An 18,896-nucleotide genomic window follows, 5' to 3' on the forward strand; every position below is an offset into this window, starting at 1 on the left:
GGCTTTTTTATTTAAAGCAAACCGGAATAATCTCTCCCGGAGCCAAACAATATTGGGTGACCAATTCAGGAGCAATCTTGTGGGTGTAATCTTCTTCCGTTACTTTGAAACCAATGCTTCTCAGCTTGTCAAAATAATCACGGCCATATACTCTTACGTGGTCGTATTGCCCAAAGATTTTAGCACGCTCTTTTTGGTCTACTATGCTGTCATCCGAAAAAGTGGTGGCTCTTGACAAGTCTTGCGGAATTTGAAAAATCCCCATACCACCAGGTTTCAGCACACGATATAGTTCCTGCATGGCTTTGGTGTCATCCGGAATGTGCTCTAAGACATGATTGCAAAATATAACATCATAAGTGTTGTCTTCAAAAGGTAAGTTGCAAATGTCAGCTTTCACATCGGCTAAGGGAGACAGCAAATCGGTAGTGGTATATTCAATATTGGTTTGCTTTTTAAAGCGTTTGTAAAACTCTTGCTCAGGAGCAAAATGCAATACTTTTTTCTTGGTGGTTGCCGTAAAAAAATCGGTTTCCTTTTGTAAATACAACCACAACAAACGGTGTCTTTCTAACGAAAGGGTACTCGGTGATAATACGTTGTTTCTTTGATTTCCGTAGCCATAAGGCAAAAACATACGGAAACTTTTCCCATCAATAGGATCGGTAAAGCGATTACCTCGCAACAACAAAGCCAATATGGGACGCACTACAATACTCAACCGAATAAGGATGGGTCTTGGGATAGTATTTAAGATGAATTTGAATAGTTTTTTCATTACAGTTCCAAAGGTTGTTTTCTGAACTCATCTTCCTCATTACTCTCAATCCCTAAGGCTTTATAGATATAGGCAAAAGTGGAAAGCAATTCCGGTTTCCCGTCAATCAAGGCAACGTCATGTTCAAAGTGAGCGCTTGGTTTGCCGTCAGCGGTTAGGATGGTCCAGCCGTCTTTAAGTTGCTTGATGTTTTTGGTTCCCATGTTAATCATCGGTTCAATGGCTACCACCATACCTTCTACAAACAGTTTCCCACGACCGCGTTTACCGTAGTTCGGCATTTCAGGTTCTTCGTGCATAACACGACCCAAGCCATGACCTACCAATTCGCGAACGACACCATAACCATGGGCTTCGGTATATTTTTGAATAGCATTCCCTACATCTTCCACACGATTCCCGATTTTAAATTCACGAATCCCAACATACAGACTTTCCTTGGTAACCTGAAGTAATTTTTTCACTTCGGGAGCTACCTCACCAATTTCAAAAGAGTAGGCGTGGTCACCATAAAAACCGTTCTTCAACGCACCGCAATCTACCGAAATCACATCGCCTTCCTGCAACGGAACATTGTTCGGAATACCGTGTACCACTTGCGCATTCGGACTCATACAAAGTGAGTTGGGAAAACCATACATTCCTAAGAATCCCGGCTGAGCACCATGGTCTCTGATGAAGGCTTCCGCCAGTTTGTCTAAATATAAAGTGGTAACGCCCGGTTTGATTTCGGAGGCTATCATGCCTAAGGTTTTCGAAACGATTAACGCGCTTTCACGCATCAATTCAATCTCTTCTCTCGTTTTTTGGATAATCATCTGCTGTAAATTTCAATTGGCAAAAGTAGTTATTTTAGTAATATTTGCTAAGGATTAGCCATGATTTTAAATAATTCAGCATTTGATTCCAAATATTGATTTTCAATATTCAGTTGGGATAATTGTACGGCAACCAAATTGTTTTCTCTGGAATTAATCAAAAAAACAGAACTTTCTCCAAACGAAAACAAACGGTCTTCTGAGCTAAGCATGGTTTCATTGTCTTTGACCAGTCTTGCTATCAGTTCCTTTTGTTTTTCTAAGGAACTGATTTCAGTTTGTTGGGCTTTGATTTTATTTTTCAATTGCACGCGTTCCAAATCTAAATCAAACTTAACCTCTTGAAGTTTGTACTTGCTCAATTGTAAAGCCCCTCGTTCTTTTCGCAAAAAGAGCGGAAAGTAAAAGTTAACTCCAATTTTATAATCTTGAAGTCGGTAATTATCTATGTAACTCGGTTCGGACAAATAGGAGTAGCCTAAATCAATTTTGGGTAACAATAGATTGGCTTTTAGTTTGCGCTCAACTTCAAGCAGCTCCATTTTACTTTCTAAGGCATTAATTTTAGGGTGCTTTTCCAGAGAAGGATTAACTATCATCAAATCGTTGGTGCGCAATGTTTCTTTAATCGTTGCGGTTACTTTTTCTTCCGGGATGATATTGTCTTGTAATTCAAGCGGGACATTGTTTTCCAACCACAGGAAATTGGATAATTCTAATTTAGCTTTAGCCAATTTCAATTTAGATTCTTCCAAGCTCAACATTCTGTTCCTTAAAATGATTCCGGCTTCCACACTATCTATAGCGGGCTTATCACCTTGTTCAATTAATTTTGAAATACCTTGATAACGAATTTTAGCATTGGCTAAATACTTTTGATACAACTGCACTTCGCTAAAGTTTCTTTTCCATTTAAAATAAGCTTTTGACGCATCGTAGAGTACGGTTACGGCTTCCAGATTTCGTTCGGCTTGACTTAATTTGATTTGGATTTTGGCTTTCCGCACATCGGCCATTCTTTGATTAATCAGCATGCCTTGTCCTAATGGAACTGAAATTCCCAACGAGGTTAAGCCTTGATTCGGAATGGTGTTTTCAGGATTCAGATAAATTCCTTCATTGTTGTCAAATCCGGCTTTGATTTCGATGCCATACCAAGTTGGTATTTTGAAACTACTGTTTAGGATGGAATAATAGGTTTTGTCTTTGAATTGCTTCTGTTCAAAATCGACTTCAATTTTTGGGTCAAAGCCCCCTCGGGCCATCATCAAATTGGCTTGAGCTGCGCTTAGTTGTAAATTGGCACTTTTCACCAAGGGATGGTATTTTTTGACATAACCTAAATACTCATTATAGGTAAGTTCGTTGGGAACAGTATTTTGACTCCAACCCGAAAAGCCTAAAAACAGTAAGCATAGCATTATCGACTTCATTACTTTTTGTCTTTTTGAAGGTTAGTTTTGGGCTGGTAATAGTTAGGCGGAAACCCATTTAACGTTCGCCAAAGTTCAAACCAAACCGGTACATTGTCCAGCAAAGCCAATGTCTGAGCTCCCGAACCGATACTGATTTGTTTCGGCCAAGCGGCTTCACTTTCATCCGGAGCAATTAAAACTCTGAATTTTCCGTTATCGCTGATAAAGTTCTCAATGGCAACAATCTTCCCACCATAGGTTCCATAAGACATGCCGGGCCAACCCGAAAAGACGATTGTAGGCCAACCATCAAACCAAACTCTTACTTTTTCCCCTTTGTGTAGTAAGGGCAAGTCGGTAGGTGTTACAAAAGTTTCCACAGCTATGTCATATTTTGAAGGCATGATGCTTACAATTTGTGTTCCTTCTTTGATGGTTTCTCCAATCCCGGACTGCAAAGCACGATTGACATAGCCACTTTGCGGAGCCTTGATATAGTACATACCGTTGCGGATTTGGTAATTAGTGTATTGATTTTTGAGTTTGTTTACTTGTGCTTCCGTATCGTATTGGCTGCTGAGTGCGGTGTATTGATCGCTTCGTGCTTTCTGTTCTTTTTCGTTGTATTCGGCAACAATCCTATTGACTTCAACTTTGGCATTAATCAATTCGTTTTCACTGGCCAATAATTTGTTTTCCTGAGTGATAATTTTAGCCTCTACTTCTTGAAGTTTCAGTCGTTTTTCTTCCACATCGGTCATTGGCTTTAATCCTTCTTTATTTAAGGCTAAAGAACGATTAAACTGAGTGTTGGCAATCTTAATCTGAGTGCGCACCGCCACCAAATCCATACTGTCGCTTTTGATTTTGAGCAACGATTGACGAATTTTGTTTTGGGCTTGTTGTAGTTTTAATTGCCGTTCATTTTGAATGGCTGCAATTTGTGCTGCAAGCGAATTTACTTTTCCGCCATAGGATTTACCGGCCATCTCTTTGGCTTTTAGTTGACTTTCTGTGTTGGTAACTAAGTTGGGATCAAGGTAGTCTTCTTTGGTTTCAGAAATGTATAGTATGGTGTCGCCTTTCTTTACGAAGTCACCTTCTTTAACATACCATTTTTCAATCCTTCCGGCTATGGCAGAGTGAACCGTTTGCGGTCTTTGATCGGGTTTTAAGGTGGTAACGGCTCCGCTTCCTGAGATGTTTTGTGTCCAGGGCAAAAAAAGAATTACGATCCCCAACAAAGACACAATAACTATAATTTTATTCAGGATACGATAGTGTGGTCGCTCACTCAAGGTTTTGAATGTGGTATAGTGCTGAATGCTTTCGCCGATGCTGTTTTTATTTGAAATGTTAAGCATGGTTATTGGTGTTTGATTTCATTACTGATTTTCCCTTCTTGCATGGTTATGATTCGAGTACATTTTTGTCTCCAATACTCCTTTTTTGAGGATACGATTACGGTCCATTTGTTTTCATCAGAGGTGATAAAATCAATAATCTCATTAGCAGCATCGTCATCCATTTTATCCAAAGCATCTTCATAGAAAAGGATTTTAGGTTTATTGATGATACTTCGGGCCAAAAGAATTTTTTGAGCATTGGAAGAAGAAAGTTGTTTTCCTTCAGGAAATATTTTGGTGTCCAAACCTTTTGGCAACGATTTGATGAATTCTCCCAATTTGACACTGTCAATAGCCCACTTAATGTCTTCTTGCGTGACCATCGGATTGTTGAAGGTAATGTTTTCTAAAATGGTTCCCTCAAATGGCGTTTCACCGGTTATAATAGTGCTGATTTGCGAACGGAATTGCTCCAAATCAATCTTGCGATACGTGTCATCATTAATATAAAGCGAACCCGAAGTAGGTTGGAGTAAACCTGATAAAATTCGAATAAGTGTGGTCTTCCCCGAACCGTTGGTGCCTTCTAAATAGATTTTGTCTGATTGATTGATGGTCAAATTGATTTTCTCCAAAACATGATCGGTGGCATCCGGAAATTTATAGCTCATATTTTCGGCAGCTAACTGAATATTGGTATAGCAATAATCGGTCGGTTTTGCTGCGGTTTCTTCAATTTCTAAATCAGTTATCTGGCCTATTTTTTCTACTGCAGTTAAAACATCATACAGTGTTTCTAAACCGATTACAATTTTTTCGACTGAATTAATCACAAGCAGTATAATGATTTCGGCAGCCACAAATTGACCGATATTCATCTTTTGATTCAATACCAAATACCCACCAATAAACAACAATCCGGCTGTAATGATAATCTTGAAAACAATCAGTTGGGTGAATTGTCTTTTGATGATGCTGAAATGTTTTTCTCTATACGAAAGGTATTCTGAAACCAACCGGTCGTTTTTGCTTAAAGCAAAATCAAAATTCGAAGCTTTCTTAAAACTGAAATTGTTACGAGCCATTTCCTGAAGCCAGCTGACTACTTTATATTTGTATTTTGATTCTTTAAGACTGGTCGAAAGCCCGGAGTGATACGAAAACTTCAAAATAATATACAGTAGTATCAACAACAAAATACCAAAGAAAATAAAAAACGGATGGTACAACGAGAGCAGTACTATTCCCAATGTTATTTGCAGCAAAGCCGAAGAAAAATCAAGCAACAGCTTTGTCGCTCCTTTTTGAATAGTGAGGGTGTCAAAAAAACGATTGGCTAACTCAGGAGGATACTGATTGTACAATTCTTCTGTTTTGATTTTAGGTAATCGAAAGCCAAATTCAAAAGAGGACCGGATGAAGATTTTTTGCTGTAAGTTTTCAGTTATTCTCAATTGCATCAACGATAATATACCTACCAATGCCACGCCGGCTATAACTATAAATACCAAAACAATCCACGAAACACTCACTCTGCCCGATTGAATTAAGTTGATAATAGCCTGGATGCCCAAAGGGAGCGACAAGCTGATCAAACCGGCAAAGATGGCATAGAAAAAGATTTGTGAAATGTCTTTTTTGTCTAACTTAAGTAAATTAATCAGTCTTTGTGAGGTAGTGAGTGCCATACTTATTTGCTTATTGTTTTTTGTACCAAATCAAGATAAAAATCGGTGGGTGAATTACTCTCATTACAATTGGTGATGGTTGTTAAATGATCCTTTAAGAAATGTTGATGCAACGAACCCTCTACCACCGAGGAGGCCAAACTTTTAGCAAATAAATACTCCGGATTAACCTCGTGTATAATGTCAATTATTCGATTGATGACTCTTTTGTATACTAAGAAGAAGCCTTCTTTGTTTTCTTCATCAACTTCTTTCGTCAACAAGGTTTTGGTGAATTGAATAATGATAATTCGGTTTAAAATCGATTCATTGATGTGAAGTGTAGTGCTGTCATCTACAATTTTTTCAGTGACAATAGTGATGGCCTTTTTCAACTTCTCCATAGGATCACTCATGTTGGAAGTCGAAAAAACCAAACGGTATTCCATCCATCCCCAATACCACGAACACAAATACAACAAAAGTTTGTGCTTACTCTCAAAATAACGATAAATCGAACTTTCATTAGAACCGATACGTTCGCCTAACTTCTTAAACGTAAAATCTTCAAAGCCGATTTCATCAATCAACACGATGCTTTCCTGAATGATTTTTTTGCCAAGTACGGAACTCTCAGGGTCTTTTACATAAATCTTTTCGTTAACCTGTATTTTTAAATGCGACAGTATAGTATCCATAATGATATTATTTTCCGCAAATATAATAGTAATACTATCAAATATGAAATTTTAACTTTTATTTATAAAATGTTATACTTCCGGACTATGAGCAATGTCATGTTTTTATAAAAGGTTCTATTCTAATTTTGTCCAAAATTTTAGTTATGAGCAAATATGTTACCGCAGCCGAAGCTGTAAAAGTGGTGAAATCGAACGATAGGGTTTATGTTCAAGCCGCCGCTGCAGCCCCCACTATTTTAACCAAAGCCCTCACCGATAGAGCTGCTGAGTTAAACAATGTAGAAATCTGTCATTTGCATACCGAAGGGGAAGCACCCTATGCTAATCCTGCCCTGGCAGAGAGTTTTCATGTGAATTCTTTTTTTATTGGTGCCAATGTGCGTCATACTTTATCCGCCGGTAATGGTTCGTATACCCCGGTTTTTTTAAGTGAATTACCGCATTTATTCAGAAAAAATGTATTGCCTATTGATGTGTGCTTTATTCATGTTTCGCCACCCGACAGGCATGGGTATTGCTCTCTCGGGGTTTCGGTAGAAGCCACAATAGCCGCTATAGAAAATGCGAAAATAGTAATCGCCCAAGTCAATCCACAAATGCCGCGAACCTTTGGTGACGGTATTTTACACGTGGATGAAATTGATTATCTAGTCGAAGTCGATGTGCCGATTTATGGTCATGAACCAACGCCTTTCTCTAAAGAGGAAGAAAAAATAGGCGAGTATGTAGCTTCTTTAATCGATGACCGAAGCACCCTCCAAATGGGTATCGGTTCCATCCCCAATGCCGCCCTGAGCAAACTCAAAAACCACAAAGATTTAGGCTTGCACACCGAAATGTTCTCCGATGGCGTGATTGATTTAATTGAAAGTGACGTAATTAATTGTAATTATAAAGGCACCTTGCGCGGCAGAGTTTTAGCCACCTTTTTAATCGGTTCCAAGCGTTTGTATGACTTTGTCAACGACAATCCGTTCATAGAAATGAAAGAATCCTCAATGGTTAACGATACCGCTCGTATTCGTAAAAACCCTAAAATGGTGGCTATCAATTCTGCCATAGAAGTAGATGTGACCGGGCAGGTTTGTGCCGATTCTATTGGTGCCCAAATGTACTCCGGCGTAGGAGGTCAAATGGATTTCATACGAGGAGCATCCCTAAGCGAAGGCGGAAAAGCCATCATAGCGCTACCCTCAATCACCAAAAGAGGCGAAAGCAGAATCGTGCCTTACTTGAAACAAGGAGCCGGCGTGGTCTCTACCCGCTCTCACGTGCAATACATTATTACCGAAAACGGTATAGCCAATCTCTATGGCAAAACCCTGAAGCAACGTCTCAACGAAATGGTCAAAATTGCCCATCCTTCCCATCAGGAAAGCATCGAAAGAGGGTATTATGAAATGCTGAGGTAAATAAACCAAACAAAAAGCAGTATTAAGGGGCTATCTTTATTGGTATAGCCTCCCTTGCTATCGGTTTAGTCAATCTTGCCAATAGTATAGCCTCTCTTGTCAATGGTATAGTCTCTCTTGCCATTGGTTTAGTCAATCTTGTCAATGGTATAGCCTATCTTGCCATTGGTTTAGTCAATCTTGCCAATGGTATAGCCTCCCTTGCCATTGGTTTAGGTAATCTTGTCAATGGTATAGCCTCTCTTGCCATTGGTTTAGTCAATCTTGTCAATGGTATAGCCTCTCTTGCCGTTGGTTTAGTCAATCTTGCCAATGGTATAGCCTTCCTTGCCGTTGATTTAGTCAATCTTGCCAATGGTATAGCCTCCCTTGCCATTGGTTCAGCCTTTCTTGCCTTTACTTTTATCAAACGTTCCGATACTTTAAGGGATAATGCTTTGTCCACAAGGCTACTGTTCAAAGGCAAAGCACTCCTTATCAATGGTAAAGAGTCACTAAGCCCACCTTTTGTAACCATGCTCGTTGGCACAATCAAAAAAAGCTCCCCAAATGAGCAGCTTTCTTATAGTAATAGCGATAATACGGTTTTACAACAATGACTTTCCGGTCATTACCTCGGGCTTTTCAATACCCATAAGCTCCAGTATAGTAGGAGCAAGGTCACCCAAAACCCCATTGCTGATATGCTTCAGTTCAGGGTCCACCAAAATAATAGGAACCGGGTTAGTAGTATGCGCCGTGTTAGGCGTACCATCCGGATTAATCATCGTTTCACAATTGCCATGGTCCGCAATAATAATAGTAGTATAATGATTAGTCAAAGCAGTTTCCACCACTTCCTTTACACACACATCAACAGCCTCACAAGCTTTAATAGCAGCAGCCATAACGCCCGTATGTCCCACCATGTCGCCATTGGCAAAATTAAGACACACAAAATCAACGTCTCCTTTTTGCAACTCAGGAACCAAAGCATCCTTCAACTCATAAGCACTCATCTCAGGTTGCAAATCATAAGTAGCTACCTTGGGTGAGTTTCTCAAAATGCGGGTTTCTCCTCTAAACGGAATCTCACGACCCCCGAAAAGAAAAAAGTAACATGCGGATACTTCTCGGTCTCCGCAATACGAATCTGGGTCTTATGGTGTTTTTCCAAAACTTCACCCAATGTCTCAGTGATGTTGTCCTTATCATAAATTACGTGAACATTCTCATAGGTATCGTCATAATTGGTCATGGTGACATAATACAAACTAAGCTTGTGCATGTTCTGCTCATGAAAATCTTTTTGCGAAAGCGCCTCAGTCAATTCCCGCCCGCGGTCTGTCCTAAAGTTAAAGAAGATAACCACATCATCATTTTGAATGGTAGCCAAAGGTTGCCCGTCAGCACCCACCGAAACAATAGGAAGGATGAACTCATCGGTCACATTTTCAGCATAACTCTCAGCTATGCTTTGAACCAAATCGGTACTGTACTTTCCGGTGCCGTTAACCACTAAATCATAAGCTAGTTTTACGCGCTCCCAACGTTTATCACGATCCATAGCATAATAACGACCTACGACCGAAGCAATTTTAGCGGTAGTATTTTGAAGATAAAGTGCCAATTCCTCAATATAGCCTTTCCCCGACTTAGGATCCACATCCCGACCATCCGTAAAAGCATGAACAAAGACGTTTTGCAAACCAAAATCCTGTGAAGCATCAATCAAACCGCGCAAGTGCGAAGTATGCGAATGCACCCCGCCATCCGAAACCAAACCAAGAAAGTGAACGGCTTTGTTATTTTCTTTTGCATAAGTAAAGGCGTCAATCAGTGGCTGCTCATTACGCATCGTTTTATGTGCCACCGCCAGATTAATTTTGGCCAAATCCTGATACACAATTCTGCCGGCGCCCAAGTTCATGTGACCCACTTCTGAGTTTCCCATTTGCCCCTCCGGTAAGCCCACATTCAAACCATCCGTTCGCAATTGTGCGTTAGGATATTTAGTATAAAGGCTGTTGATAAAGGGTACGTTGGCATTGTCAATGGCAGAGACTTTCGGGTCAGGCGATTTGCCCCAACCGTCCAAAATCATGAGGATTACTTTCTTGTTCATCGGGAATTATTTTAAACAAAGATAACCCAAAAATTAATTTTAGAAACGGATTCTTTCGGTTGGTTTGGTAAATGTCTTAGATAAATTACCCCCTTTGATTGAATTGTAATCAATAAAATACCGAACACTAATAGAGAAAATATGATTGAGGTTTTGATTGTCAATAGCATCCCTAAAATTACGCTCAAACTGTCGACTGAAATCCTGACTAAACAGCGCTGCATTGTTTCGGTATAAAACAGAAACCTGACTGCCCGGCGCAAACCACCAAGAATAAGATAAATCGAAGTTCCAAAGATTCAAATTAAAGTTTTTGTTTTCAGTGTAACTGGTATTTTCCAGCAAACTGCCGTCATCCTGAAGGGTTAAAAAGTTATGATTCGTTACATAAGACCAATAATGACGAACCGAAAGGGTTAAGTTCATTTTATTGTTTAATGAATATTTCCCCTGCAACGTATTGGTGTAAGTAATTCGGTCTCTTCTTCCAAAAATGGTGTTGTCGTTGCTGTCAAAATCAACCCAGCCGATATTTTTGTTTTGTCGGTAAAAATTAAAATTATAGGTCAATGAAAAATGATCGTCAAAACGATACCTCGGACTAAATACGAAACCATAATTCACTCTTCCTTTTTCATTTAAAAAGTTATAAGAAGGATTAAGGTCCCAAGCAAATTTCCGATTGTAATTAGAAGAATAATAAAACCAAAGGTTAAGACTCTCCGGCAAGGTTACATATTGAATTTCATTAAAGGAGCGAGGCTCGTAAAAATCATAAATCTTCAAAGGTCTTATGTTAAAGCCACCACCATAATAATCATTTTGAGTATCATTCGAGTTAATATTAAGGTTAAGCTGCCCGGCTTGGATTCGTCCGGTTAGGTTGTCAAACTCAGAATAAAAATTCAAATTAGCCTGAAAGGTATTAAAGGTTTTAGTAGGATTTAAAATTCGATAGCTCACATTACCATATGCCGTATGATAATGGGTTTGAAAATTAATACCCAAATCGTTAATGTCATATTCCCTTGAATAATATTCACCACCTAAACCAAAACGGTATTTGCCACTGGTTTTTGCAAGATAAAGTTCAGCAGCAAATCCTTTTCTGTCCTTCAAATCAGGCAACTCATTGATGTAGCTGTACTTGATGCTCCCATTCGTGTTGTAACTGTTTTTTCTGGTGTTTAAATCAAAAACCATAGCCGAAACATTAGCATCTTTAAATTCACCATTACGGGTCACATTAGTATTGATAAACGAAACAGAGGAGTTTTTATTAAAACGTTGGTCCAGCACAAGCACATTATAATTGGTCAAGGGCGAAAGGATTTCCGCTCGGGTAGCACCCGTATCAGTATTTTTGATTTCCACACTGGTCTTTTCAGAAACAGCATTCAGAACACCAATGCCCAAACCTCCTTTGGTTCTTCCCGAAATTTTTAATGCATTAATCAGTTTTATATTCCCGGGCTGGTCGATAACCTCTTCACTACTTGCTGTGGCAATGTTGGGTGTCTCACCAATTCTTCGGGTGTAAAGCAAACCACCTTTGTTAAACAAGTCAGTACCTTCGGTAAAAAAGGGTCTGTTTTCACTGAATTGTTGTTCAAAAGCACTAAGATTGAGTTCCACATTGTCAAATTTGGTTTGGCCAAAGTCGGGAATCAATATAGCATCAAGTGTAAAGGCATCATTAATTCCGTATTTGATGTCTAAACCGCCTTTAAATTCGCCATAGGTTTTCTGTTCTTTACTAGCATAAAAGTATTGCGATGCATAAGGAATTAAAAAGAGACGGGTAGGCGTTTTTACATTTTCAATGCCTTCCAAAATACCGGCTTGTGTACTTTCGTTTACTATTTTATTATCCAAGAAATTCCAGGAATACTGATGACGGAACCGTCTGATTTCACGATAAAAATTCAATCCCCAAGTTTGTTGTTTGTTAGAGGGAAATCGCAGCGCGGCATAAGGAATTTTCATTTCCACTACCCAGCCAAAATCGGTCAGTTCTACATGGCTATCCCAAATGGCATCCCACGAAAAATCTTCACCGGCGGCTTCGGTATACACCCCATCTTGTTGAACTCCGGCAGCACTCACAAAAAAGCGAAACTCCTGTTGACCATCATTATAGCCATTAAAGAAAACGCCAAAGTGGTCCGCTATTCCGAAATTATCTCTTGAGGTTAATTCTTTTAAAACTTTATTGGGTTCGTCATCATAAAGTGTGGCAGCAACATAAATGCCTTCATTATTGTAAACCACTTTGACTTCGGTTCTTTTTCCTTCAGGAATGGGTTTGCCGTTATCAGGAGCAATCATGATGAAATCACTGGCAATTGAGGCATTTTTCCAAGCGTCTTCATTAAACTTACCGTCAATAATAATTTTCTCTTCGGTAGAGTTTGTCTGCAACGTTTTCTTCTGACCAAAAGACAAAACTGTAACAAAAAGAAAAGTATATAAAAAACAATAAGATTTTTTAGACATAAATGATATGCTTGGTCGAACAAAAATAATTATTTAATTGATTGTCACAAGGAAGCACACAATAAAAAAACAATCTTTTCGTTATTATTTATGGTTAAGAATTGGTTAAGATTGCTTCAAAAATTTTGTTCAGAATAAAATTTGCATAGATTTGCCGTCCCGAGTCTAACATTCAAACTTTTAAAATTCAATGAATTACAGATTTTTATTTCTTTTCGCTTTTGTATTGCTGAGCTCTTTCAGTACTATTTCAATTCCTAATACATCAAAAGCTTTACCCTTGATTACAGCAACAAAATCTGTCGCCGGTGCAGCAGCTGTTTACGATAGGTTGAATGCGAATTCGTTTGCGATGCCAAATCTGGAAAGTTTTTCAGAAGCGTTGGAAGGATTTTATGCCTTGAAAAATAAAGGAATAATTCAAAAAGACATCCTTACATTAATCGATTTTTCGAAATCCGCCAATACTAAACGTCTATGGGTGATTGATTTAAAAACGAATACCATCTTGTTTAATACTTTGGTAGCACACGGCAGAAATACCGGTGAAGAATATGCCCAAGCTTTTTCGAATGCTGCTGAATCTTTCAAAAGCAGTTTAGGATTTTATGCCACCGGAGAGATTTACAATGGCAAGCACGGTTTGTCTTTAAAATTAGACGGATTAGAAAAAGGAATCAACGACAATGCCCGTGAAAGAGCCGTTGTGGTTCATGGGGCTGATTATGTTTCGGAATCGTTTATCAAAGGGAACAAACGATTAGGAAGAAGTCAGGGTTGTCCGGCCATTCCGGTTGAAATGAATGAAAAAATCATCAATGTGATTAAAGATAAATCCTGTCTTTTCATTTTTCATCCTTCCAGAAATATAAATTCTTTCCAAAAGATACTATCGTAATTTTTTGTACAAGTCTTCATCGAGCTGGTAAATGTCATCTCTGAAAATCAATTTGTCATTATCGCTCCAAGCGGTCCAATACCACAAATACAGGTAAGTTGGCGTAGTTATTTTTACGCTTTGGGTTTTCTCACTTTTTAAAATCTCCGCAATTTTGTCTTTCGAATATTGAATGGTATCATTTAAAAGATAAGCGGTTAACTCCAACGGATTTTCTACACGTACACAACCCGAACTAAGCGAACGAAAAGTTTTGTCAAAGTAATCCCTGTGATTGGTATCATGCAGATAAACCGAAAACCGATTAGGGAAAATGATCTTCACCATGCCTAGCGAATTATAAGTGCCCGGACTTTGAACATAACGATAGCCTTTAGCTCTTGATGCTTTCCAGTCGGCAGCTGTAACTACATTTCCATTAGCATCGTAAACCGTTATGTTTTTTTCAGCTAAATAATTTTTATTCTTAATCGTTGCCGGAATAACATCTTCTTTAATAATGGTGGGCGGAACTGTCCAGGTGGGATTAAAAACCGCATAACTCAATTTAGAAGTCAGAATCGGTGTTTTTCTTTTGGCCGAACCTACAATGACTTTGTGCGTGCGAACGGTGTCATTTTCTTTGACTACATGTAAAGTGTAATCAGGAATGTTAACGATGATATATTGTTTGCCTAAATCTTGCTGAAACCATTTCCAGCGTTCGAGGTTGGCTATAATTTGCTGCTTTCTTTGTTTTTTGGTAAAGTTCAAGGCGGCAACGGTTCCTTTACCAATAACGCCATCAGCTGCCAGCCCATGACGGGTTTGGAATTTTTTTACCGCTACAACGGTTTTAGCATCGTAAATATTGGTTAAACTGTCCCGTGCTTTTAAATCTTTCCAATACAGCAATCTTTGTTTTATTTTTACCAGTGCTGAATTGGTGTCATTGGGAATAATTTTAGTGTCAAAAGCAATTTTTTTCAAAGTATCGTCCGGATAGGAGTTGATAAGAGCTAATGCTTTTTTTAATTTTTTGTATACTATATGCTGCGGTTTACAACTGTCAATTGAAGCGGCAAAGTCAGTCGATTTATAAGTGTTAAACAGAATTTTATTTACATCGGTTTGTTTTGGACTCAATTCCCAATCCTCATACAATGCTTTAGGATTCAATTTTCCTTGGCTGATATGCTCAATGTATTTTTGCAGATTATATGTTAACAGCAAATCATAAGTCACCATTTCTTTATCCGAAAGTAAGCTGAATTTTTTTTCAAACACAGTCAGTTTTTTTATCTGATAGTCCTCAGGATTTAGGCCTTCTTGTGTTGCCTGTGTCAATTCGGCTAAAATAATTTTTCTCGTTTTTGAAGATTGCCAAACGGTTTCATTAGCATAACTTTTATAAAAAGTTGTCAAATCTTGGCTTTCAAAACCGGCATATAATGTAGTGTCAATTTTCAGGATTTTGCCTTCGGTAATGGGAGCTCTTTTGATGATTTTAATCTTGGGTACTACTTTGGTCTTGGGCACTTCGTCCTTACAACTGATTAGCGATAAAACAAGAAAGAAAGATAAAAGTCTATACATATTTATACATTATAAAGTGAATACCGACATCCTTTATCTCAAAAGCAGTGCCAATAGTTTTATAACCCATTTTTTCATAAAAAGAAACTGCCGTTTCACGAGCATTGAACCAAAGCAAAACATTCGTTTCGTTTTTTAATTGCTGTTCGCAATGACTGACTAGCCTTTCGCCCAATCCTTTTCTTTGGAATTCTTGTAAAACGGCCATGCCGCGAAGCTGTACCTGAATTTCATCCTGAAAAAGCGAATGTTGTTTTTTATACAGCGAAACCACTCCCAAGAGTTCTTTGTTGTCAAAAATCCCATAATGATGTGTAGTGGGAAGAGTGTCGTCTTCAAAATGACAACTTTCAATAGGTTTTTCGTTTCTAAGCACCGGATGACGAACAGAAAAAGTGTCGTTAGCGGTTATTTCTTTAATGGTAAACATTTGATTTAGTCAAAAAATTAAGGCAGTTAAATGTATAACATTTTCATTATAAAACGATTGTGAGTCGATTCTTTTGTGATAAAAAAGAAACGAAAAATTTTTTAAAAAAATTTGCATCAAAGGAAACTTATTCTATATATTTGCACTCACAAATGCGGAAGTAGCTCAGTTGGTAGAGCTCCAGCCTTCCAAGCTGGTTGTCGCGAGTTCGAGCCTCGTCTTCCGCTCTGCAAAAAAACCTCTAAGTAATATTAGAGGTTTTTTTTATGTAATAAAGTGAGAAGTTCATCTTCCGCACTAAAGTCACAAACGATAGTTTTTATTTTCCTAAAAAAGCCAAATCGGTTTCAGGTCCTAATTCTTCCGGAGTTTGGTTTTGTCTGAACAAACGAGCGCTTAAATTTCCTTTCAATATTATTTGTTCCCCGTTAACTTCTAACCAACTGCCTTCTCGCAATCCTAAAACAGGAGTGATGTTGAACGCATGAAATTCTTTAATACGGGTTTCACGGGTTTCGCCCATGTGCTTGCTTTGCAAATCAGGATCTAAGTAATGCGGATTCAAATTAAACGGAATCAAGCCCAAAGTGGTAAAACTCGGCGGATATATAATAGGCATATCATTGGTGGTTTGCATCGTTAATCCGGTAATATTACTGCCGGCACTCGAGCCCAAATAAGGGGTTCCGTTTTCAATCGTTTGGGCTAAAACAGCCATTACGTTGTTTTGATACAATTGGGTAACCAATAAAAAGGTATTCCCCCTCCGGTAAAAATACCCTCCGCTTTTTGTATAGCTTCAGTCGGATTGGCAAATTCGTGTAACCCTTTGACTGTTTTATTTATTTTGGCGAAAGCCGCACGCACAGTTTCAGTGTAACCTTCATGCGAAATCCCGCCCGGACGCGCATAAGGAATGAACAATAGCTCGCGACAGTCTTTGAAGTGTATTTCTAATGTGGGCAATAAGTATTCTAAATAGTTGCCACCGTGAATCGTTGAGGTACTGGCAATAATCAGTTTTTTCATTTCAATAAATCTTTGACCAAATGTACTGTTTTTGCTCCTTTTATTTAACAAAAAATTACCAAGCCTTTGGCATTTATTTAGGAAAGGGGTAAGATATTTTTACCAACTGTAAAGCTGCTGAATGAGATATATTTTCAACATAATGATACTATTGCTGGTTACGAATGTACTTTCGGCACAAACCGGATTGGTGAAAACCATTAAAGGAAAGGTGATTTCGGAAGCAATTGATTTAGATGAAATTTATGTAATCAATTTAAAATCGGAAGCGACAACTTCAACCGAAAAAGGAGGTTATTTTACTATTGCAGCAGCGGTTGGCGACACCTTAATGTTTTCGGCTATTCAAATCAAAGGCAGAAAAATAGCTATTACTGATAAAGATTTTGACAAAGAACTGATGATGGTAAAATTGGACCCCATGATTAATCGCTTAGATGAGGTAATTGTCAAACAATACAAAAATATAAATGCGGTTTCTTTGGGGATAATTCCGGCGGACACTAAACATTATACACCGGCTGAGCGGAAACTTAAGGCAGCAGCAGGAGCTGATTTGAAAGGAAATGTAGATGGTAGTTTGGGTGCCTCAGCCAGTTTAGATCCTTTATTCAATTGGATGTCAGGACGAACAGCGATGTTAGAAAAAGAACTGGAAGTGGAGAAAAAAGAGACCTTACTTCAAAAAATTGAAAATCAGTTTGGAGTGGATTATTTTATCGAAAAATTAAAGATTCCAAAAGAATATGTTAGGGGATTTTGGTATTATGTAGTTGAAGAAAACCGTTTTGTTACGGCCTTGAATGCCAAAAATAAAACCATGGCTACCTTTGTCTTGACTGAACTAGCCACAAAATATTTAGAAATCCAAAAGCCTGAAAAGAAATAGTTTTAGTACTTTAGAGTTAAAACCAATCCATATCATTTCTGTGAAGTATTTCATGCTCTTACTATTTATCTTAATTCAAAATTCCGGTTTGGGTCAATCGCAGGAATTGTTTTTCTTGAAGGGAAGAATAGTTTGTCCTGCCAAAGAGTTTCCGGAAGTGAATGTGTTTAATCTTCGTTCTGAATCTTCAACAGTGACGAATCAAAATGGCGAGTATACTCTTTTTGCTAAAGTTGGTGACACACTGAAATTTACCGGACTGCAAATTGAAACCAAAACACAAATTATTGAGCAGGAAGATGTAAAAAAATCTCTTTTTGTAACCTCACTGACCCCAAAAGTCATTGCCTTAGACGAAGTAACAATCAAAGAATATAAAAATATTAACGCGGTGTCTCTCGGAATTCTTGACAAACCGGCCAAAAATATACACCAGCCGAAAGAAAATTAAGAACAGCTGAAGAATTTCATTGGTATAGTCCATTGTTGATTCCGTTAGGCGGAATGAGTGTTGACGGAATATTAAACTCCATTAGCAGAAGAACCGCCATGTTGAAGAAGGAGCTTGAAATAGAGAAAAAGGAAAAACTGTTGCTTAAAATTGAAAACCAATTTGATGCTGCTTATTTTACTCAAAAATTAAAAATTCCCGAAAATCAGGTAAGAGGGTTTTGGTATTATGCTGTTGAAGATGACCGCTTGGTAGCCGCTTTGAATGCCAAAAATAAAACGATGGCTACCTTTGTTTTTGCTGAATTAGCTACAAAATTTTTAGAAATCCAAAAGCCCGAAACTAAATAGTTTAGTATTTTTGAAGTATGAAAAGATTGTGGCAAGTTGCTTTTTTGATAGTGTTGTTTACTGGACTAACGGCTATGAGCGTGCATCGTTTTTATGCGGCTATTTATCAAATCAATTTTGTGCCACAGAAAAAATGGTGCAAATCACTACCCGAATTTTTATTGATGATTTGAACGAAGCATTAAGAAACAAATACCATAAAAAAACCTTTATCGGTACTGAAAGAGAAACTCCTGAAGACGTGGTTTTAATGAAAAAATATATGTCTGAAAAGTTTAAAGTAACCATCAACGGTCAGCCTAAAGCTATGAATTATCTAAGCAATGAGTTGGAGAACAATGTTGTTATTTGTTATTTGAACGTTAGGGATATAAGTAAAGTTACCTCGTTAGAAGTTGAGAATTCCATCCTTACAGAAGTCTATTCAGAACAGCAGAATATCATTCAGTTTAACAATAATGGTAAAAAGCAAAGTCTGTTGCTGACCAATGAAACCACTAAAGGAACGTTAAAATAATTCCCAAACCCTTTCTTTCT

Annotated in this window: 16 protein-coding genes, 1 tRNA gene and 2 pseudogenes; 7 read left to right on the forward strand and 12 right to left on the reverse strand. The window is 38.1% G+C overall.

Annotated features, from left to right (window positions below; genetic code table 11):
• Positions 1-7: 7 nt before the first annotated feature.
• From GUU89_RS06555 to GUU89_RS06580, 6 genes are read right to left on the reverse strand one after another with little or no spacing between them, the layout of a single operon-like run.
• Positions 8-778 carry a class I SAM-dependent methyltransferase gene (locus GUU89_RS06555; RefSeq protein WP_162127171.1) on the reverse strand — a complete coding sequence of 257 codons (771 nt, stop codon included), beginning with the start codon at positions 776-778 and terminating at the stop codon, positions 8-10.
• Positions 778-1,596 carry a type I methionyl aminopeptidase gene (gene map / locus GUU89_RS06560; RefSeq protein WP_162127172.1) on the reverse strand — a complete coding sequence of 273 codons (819 nt, stop codon included), beginning with the start codon at positions 1,594-1,596 and terminating at the stop codon, positions 778-780. The genes GUU89_RS06555 and map overlap by 1 nt, the downstream gene beginning before the upstream one ends.
• 47 nt (positions 1,597-1,643) lie before the next feature.
• Positions 1,644-3,029: a TolC family protein gene (locus GUU89_RS06565; protein ID WP_162127173.1), complete on the reverse strand. Its 1,386-nt coding sequence runs from the start codon at positions 3,027-3,029 to the stop codon at positions 1,644-1,646.
• Entirely contained in the window at positions 3,029-4,375 is a 1,347-nt protein-coding gene (locus GUU89_RS06570; protein ID WP_162127174.1) for an HlyD family secretion protein, read from the reverse strand. Before GUU89_RS06570 ends, GUU89_RS06565 begins: the two co-directional genes overlap by 1 nt.
• A gap of 2 nt (positions 4,376-4,377) precedes the next feature.
• Positions 4,378-6,045, reverse strand: coding sequence for a peptidase domain-containing ABC transporter (locus GUU89_RS06575; protein ID WP_162127175.1), 1,668 nt, complete (start codon positions 6,043-6,045; stop codon positions 4,378-4,380).
• A 2-nt stretch (positions 6,046-6,047) separates the two neighbouring features.
• Positions 6,048-6,722 carry a TetR/AcrR family transcriptional regulator gene (locus GUU89_RS06580; RefSeq protein WP_162127176.1) on the reverse strand — a complete coding sequence of 225 codons (675 nt, stop codon included), beginning with the start codon at positions 6,720-6,722 and terminating at the stop codon, positions 6,048-6,050.
• 146 nt (positions 6,723-6,868) lie between these two features.
• Between GUU89_RS06580 and GUU89_RS06585 the strand changes: the two genes are divergently transcribed.
• Positions 6,869-8,137, forward strand: a complete 1,269-nt coding sequence (locus GUU89_RS06585) for an acetyl-CoA hydrolase/transferase family protein (protein WP_162127177.1) — start codon at positions 6,869-6,871, stop codon at positions 8,135-8,137.
• A 154-nt stretch (positions 8,138-8,291) separates the two neighbouring features.
• On the opposite strand, the gene GUU89_RS06590 is transcribed toward GUU89_RS06585, so the two are convergent.
• The 3 genes and pseudogenes from GUU89_RS06590 to GUU89_RS06600 all read right to left on the reverse strand — a co-directional run bounded on the left by GUU89_RS06590 (position 8,292) and on the right by GUU89_RS06600 (position 12,737).
• A complete protein-coding gene (locus tag GUU89_RS06590; protein WP_162127178.1) occupies positions 8,292-8,654 on the reverse strand; it encodes a hypothetical protein in 363 nt (120 codons plus the stop codon).
• 70 nt (positions 8,655-8,724) lie between these two features.
• Positions 8,725-10,241: pseudogene (gene gpmI, locus GUU89_RS06595) on the reverse strand (2,3-bisphosphoglycerate-independent phosphoglycerate mutase).
• A gap of 39 nt (positions 10,242-10,280) precedes the next feature.
• Positions 10,281-12,737: a DUF5916 domain-containing protein gene (locus GUU89_RS06600; protein WP_162127179.1), complete on the reverse strand. Its 2,457-nt coding sequence runs from the start codon at positions 12,735-12,737 to the stop codon at positions 10,281-10,283.
• A gap of 190 nt (positions 12,738-12,927) precedes the next feature.
• Between GUU89_RS06600 and GUU89_RS06605 the strand changes: the two genes are divergently transcribed.
• Positions 12,928-13,635, forward strand: coding sequence for a murein L,D-transpeptidase catalytic domain family protein (locus GUU89_RS06605; protein ID WP_162127180.1), 708 nt, complete (start codon positions 12,928-12,930; stop codon positions 13,633-13,635).
• Here GUU89_RS06605 and GUU89_RS06610 read toward each other — a convergent pair.
• Positions 13,627-15,210: a L,D-transpeptidase family protein gene (locus GUU89_RS06610; RefSeq protein ID WP_162127181.1), complete on the reverse strand. Its 1,584-nt coding sequence runs from the start codon at positions 15,208-15,210 to the stop codon at positions 13,627-13,629. The two genes, GUU89_RS06605 and GUU89_RS06610, sit on opposite strands and share 9 nt — an antisense overlap.
• Positions 15,203-15,640 carry a GNAT family N-acetyltransferase gene (locus GUU89_RS06615; protein ID WP_162127182.1) on the reverse strand — a complete coding sequence of 146 codons (438 nt, stop codon included), beginning with the start codon at positions 15,638-15,640 and terminating at the stop codon, positions 15,203-15,205. Before GUU89_RS06615 ends, GUU89_RS06610 begins: the two co-directional genes overlap by 8 nt.
• Before the next feature lie 154 nt (positions 15,641-15,794).
• Here GUU89_RS06615 and GUU89_RS06620 point away from each other — a divergent pair.
• Positions 15,795-15,867 (forward strand) — tRNA-Gly (locus GUU89_RS06620).
• 92 nt (positions 15,868-15,959) lie between these two features.
• Here GUU89_RS06620 and pepE read toward each other — a convergent pair.
• Positions 15,960-16,669: pseudogene (gene pepE / locus GUU89_RS06625) on the reverse strand (dipeptidase PepE).
• Positions 16,670-16,790: 121 nt separating this feature from the next.
• Between pepE and GUU89_RS06630 the strand changes: the two are divergent.
• The 4 genes from GUU89_RS06630 (at position 16,791) to GUU89_RS06645 (ending at position 18,876) form a co-directional block, all read left to right on the forward strand.
• Positions 16,791-17,558, forward strand: coding sequence for a hypothetical protein (locus tag GUU89_RS06630; RefSeq protein ID WP_162127183.1), 768 nt, complete (start codon positions 16,791-16,793; stop codon positions 17,556-17,558).
• A gap of 52 nt (positions 17,559-17,610) precedes the next feature.
• A complete protein-coding gene (locus GUU89_RS06635) occupies positions 17,611-18,009 on the forward strand; it encodes a hypothetical protein (RefSeq protein ID WP_162127184.1) in 399 nt (132 codons plus the stop codon).
• 35 nt (positions 18,010-18,044) lie between these two features.
• On the forward strand, positions 18,045-18,359 hold the full coding sequence (locus GUU89_RS06640) for a hypothetical protein (protein WP_162127185.1): 315 nt from the start codon (positions 18,045-18,047) through the stop codon (positions 18,357-18,359).
• A 133-nt stretch (positions 18,360-18,492) separates the two neighbouring features.
• Positions 18,493-18,876 carry a DUF6702 family protein gene (locus tag GUU89_RS06645; RefSeq protein WP_235921995.1) on the forward strand — a complete coding sequence of 128 codons (384 nt, stop codon included), beginning with the start codon at positions 18,493-18,495 and terminating at the stop codon, positions 18,874-18,876.
• Positions 18,877-18,896 lie beyond the last annotated feature (20 nt).

It is taken from the genome of Flavobacterium phycosphaerae, assembly GCF_010119235.1.
Taxonomy (GTDB): domain Bacteria; phylum Bacteroidota; class Bacteroidia; order Flavobacteriales; family Flavobacteriaceae; genus Flavobacterium; species Flavobacterium phycosphaerae.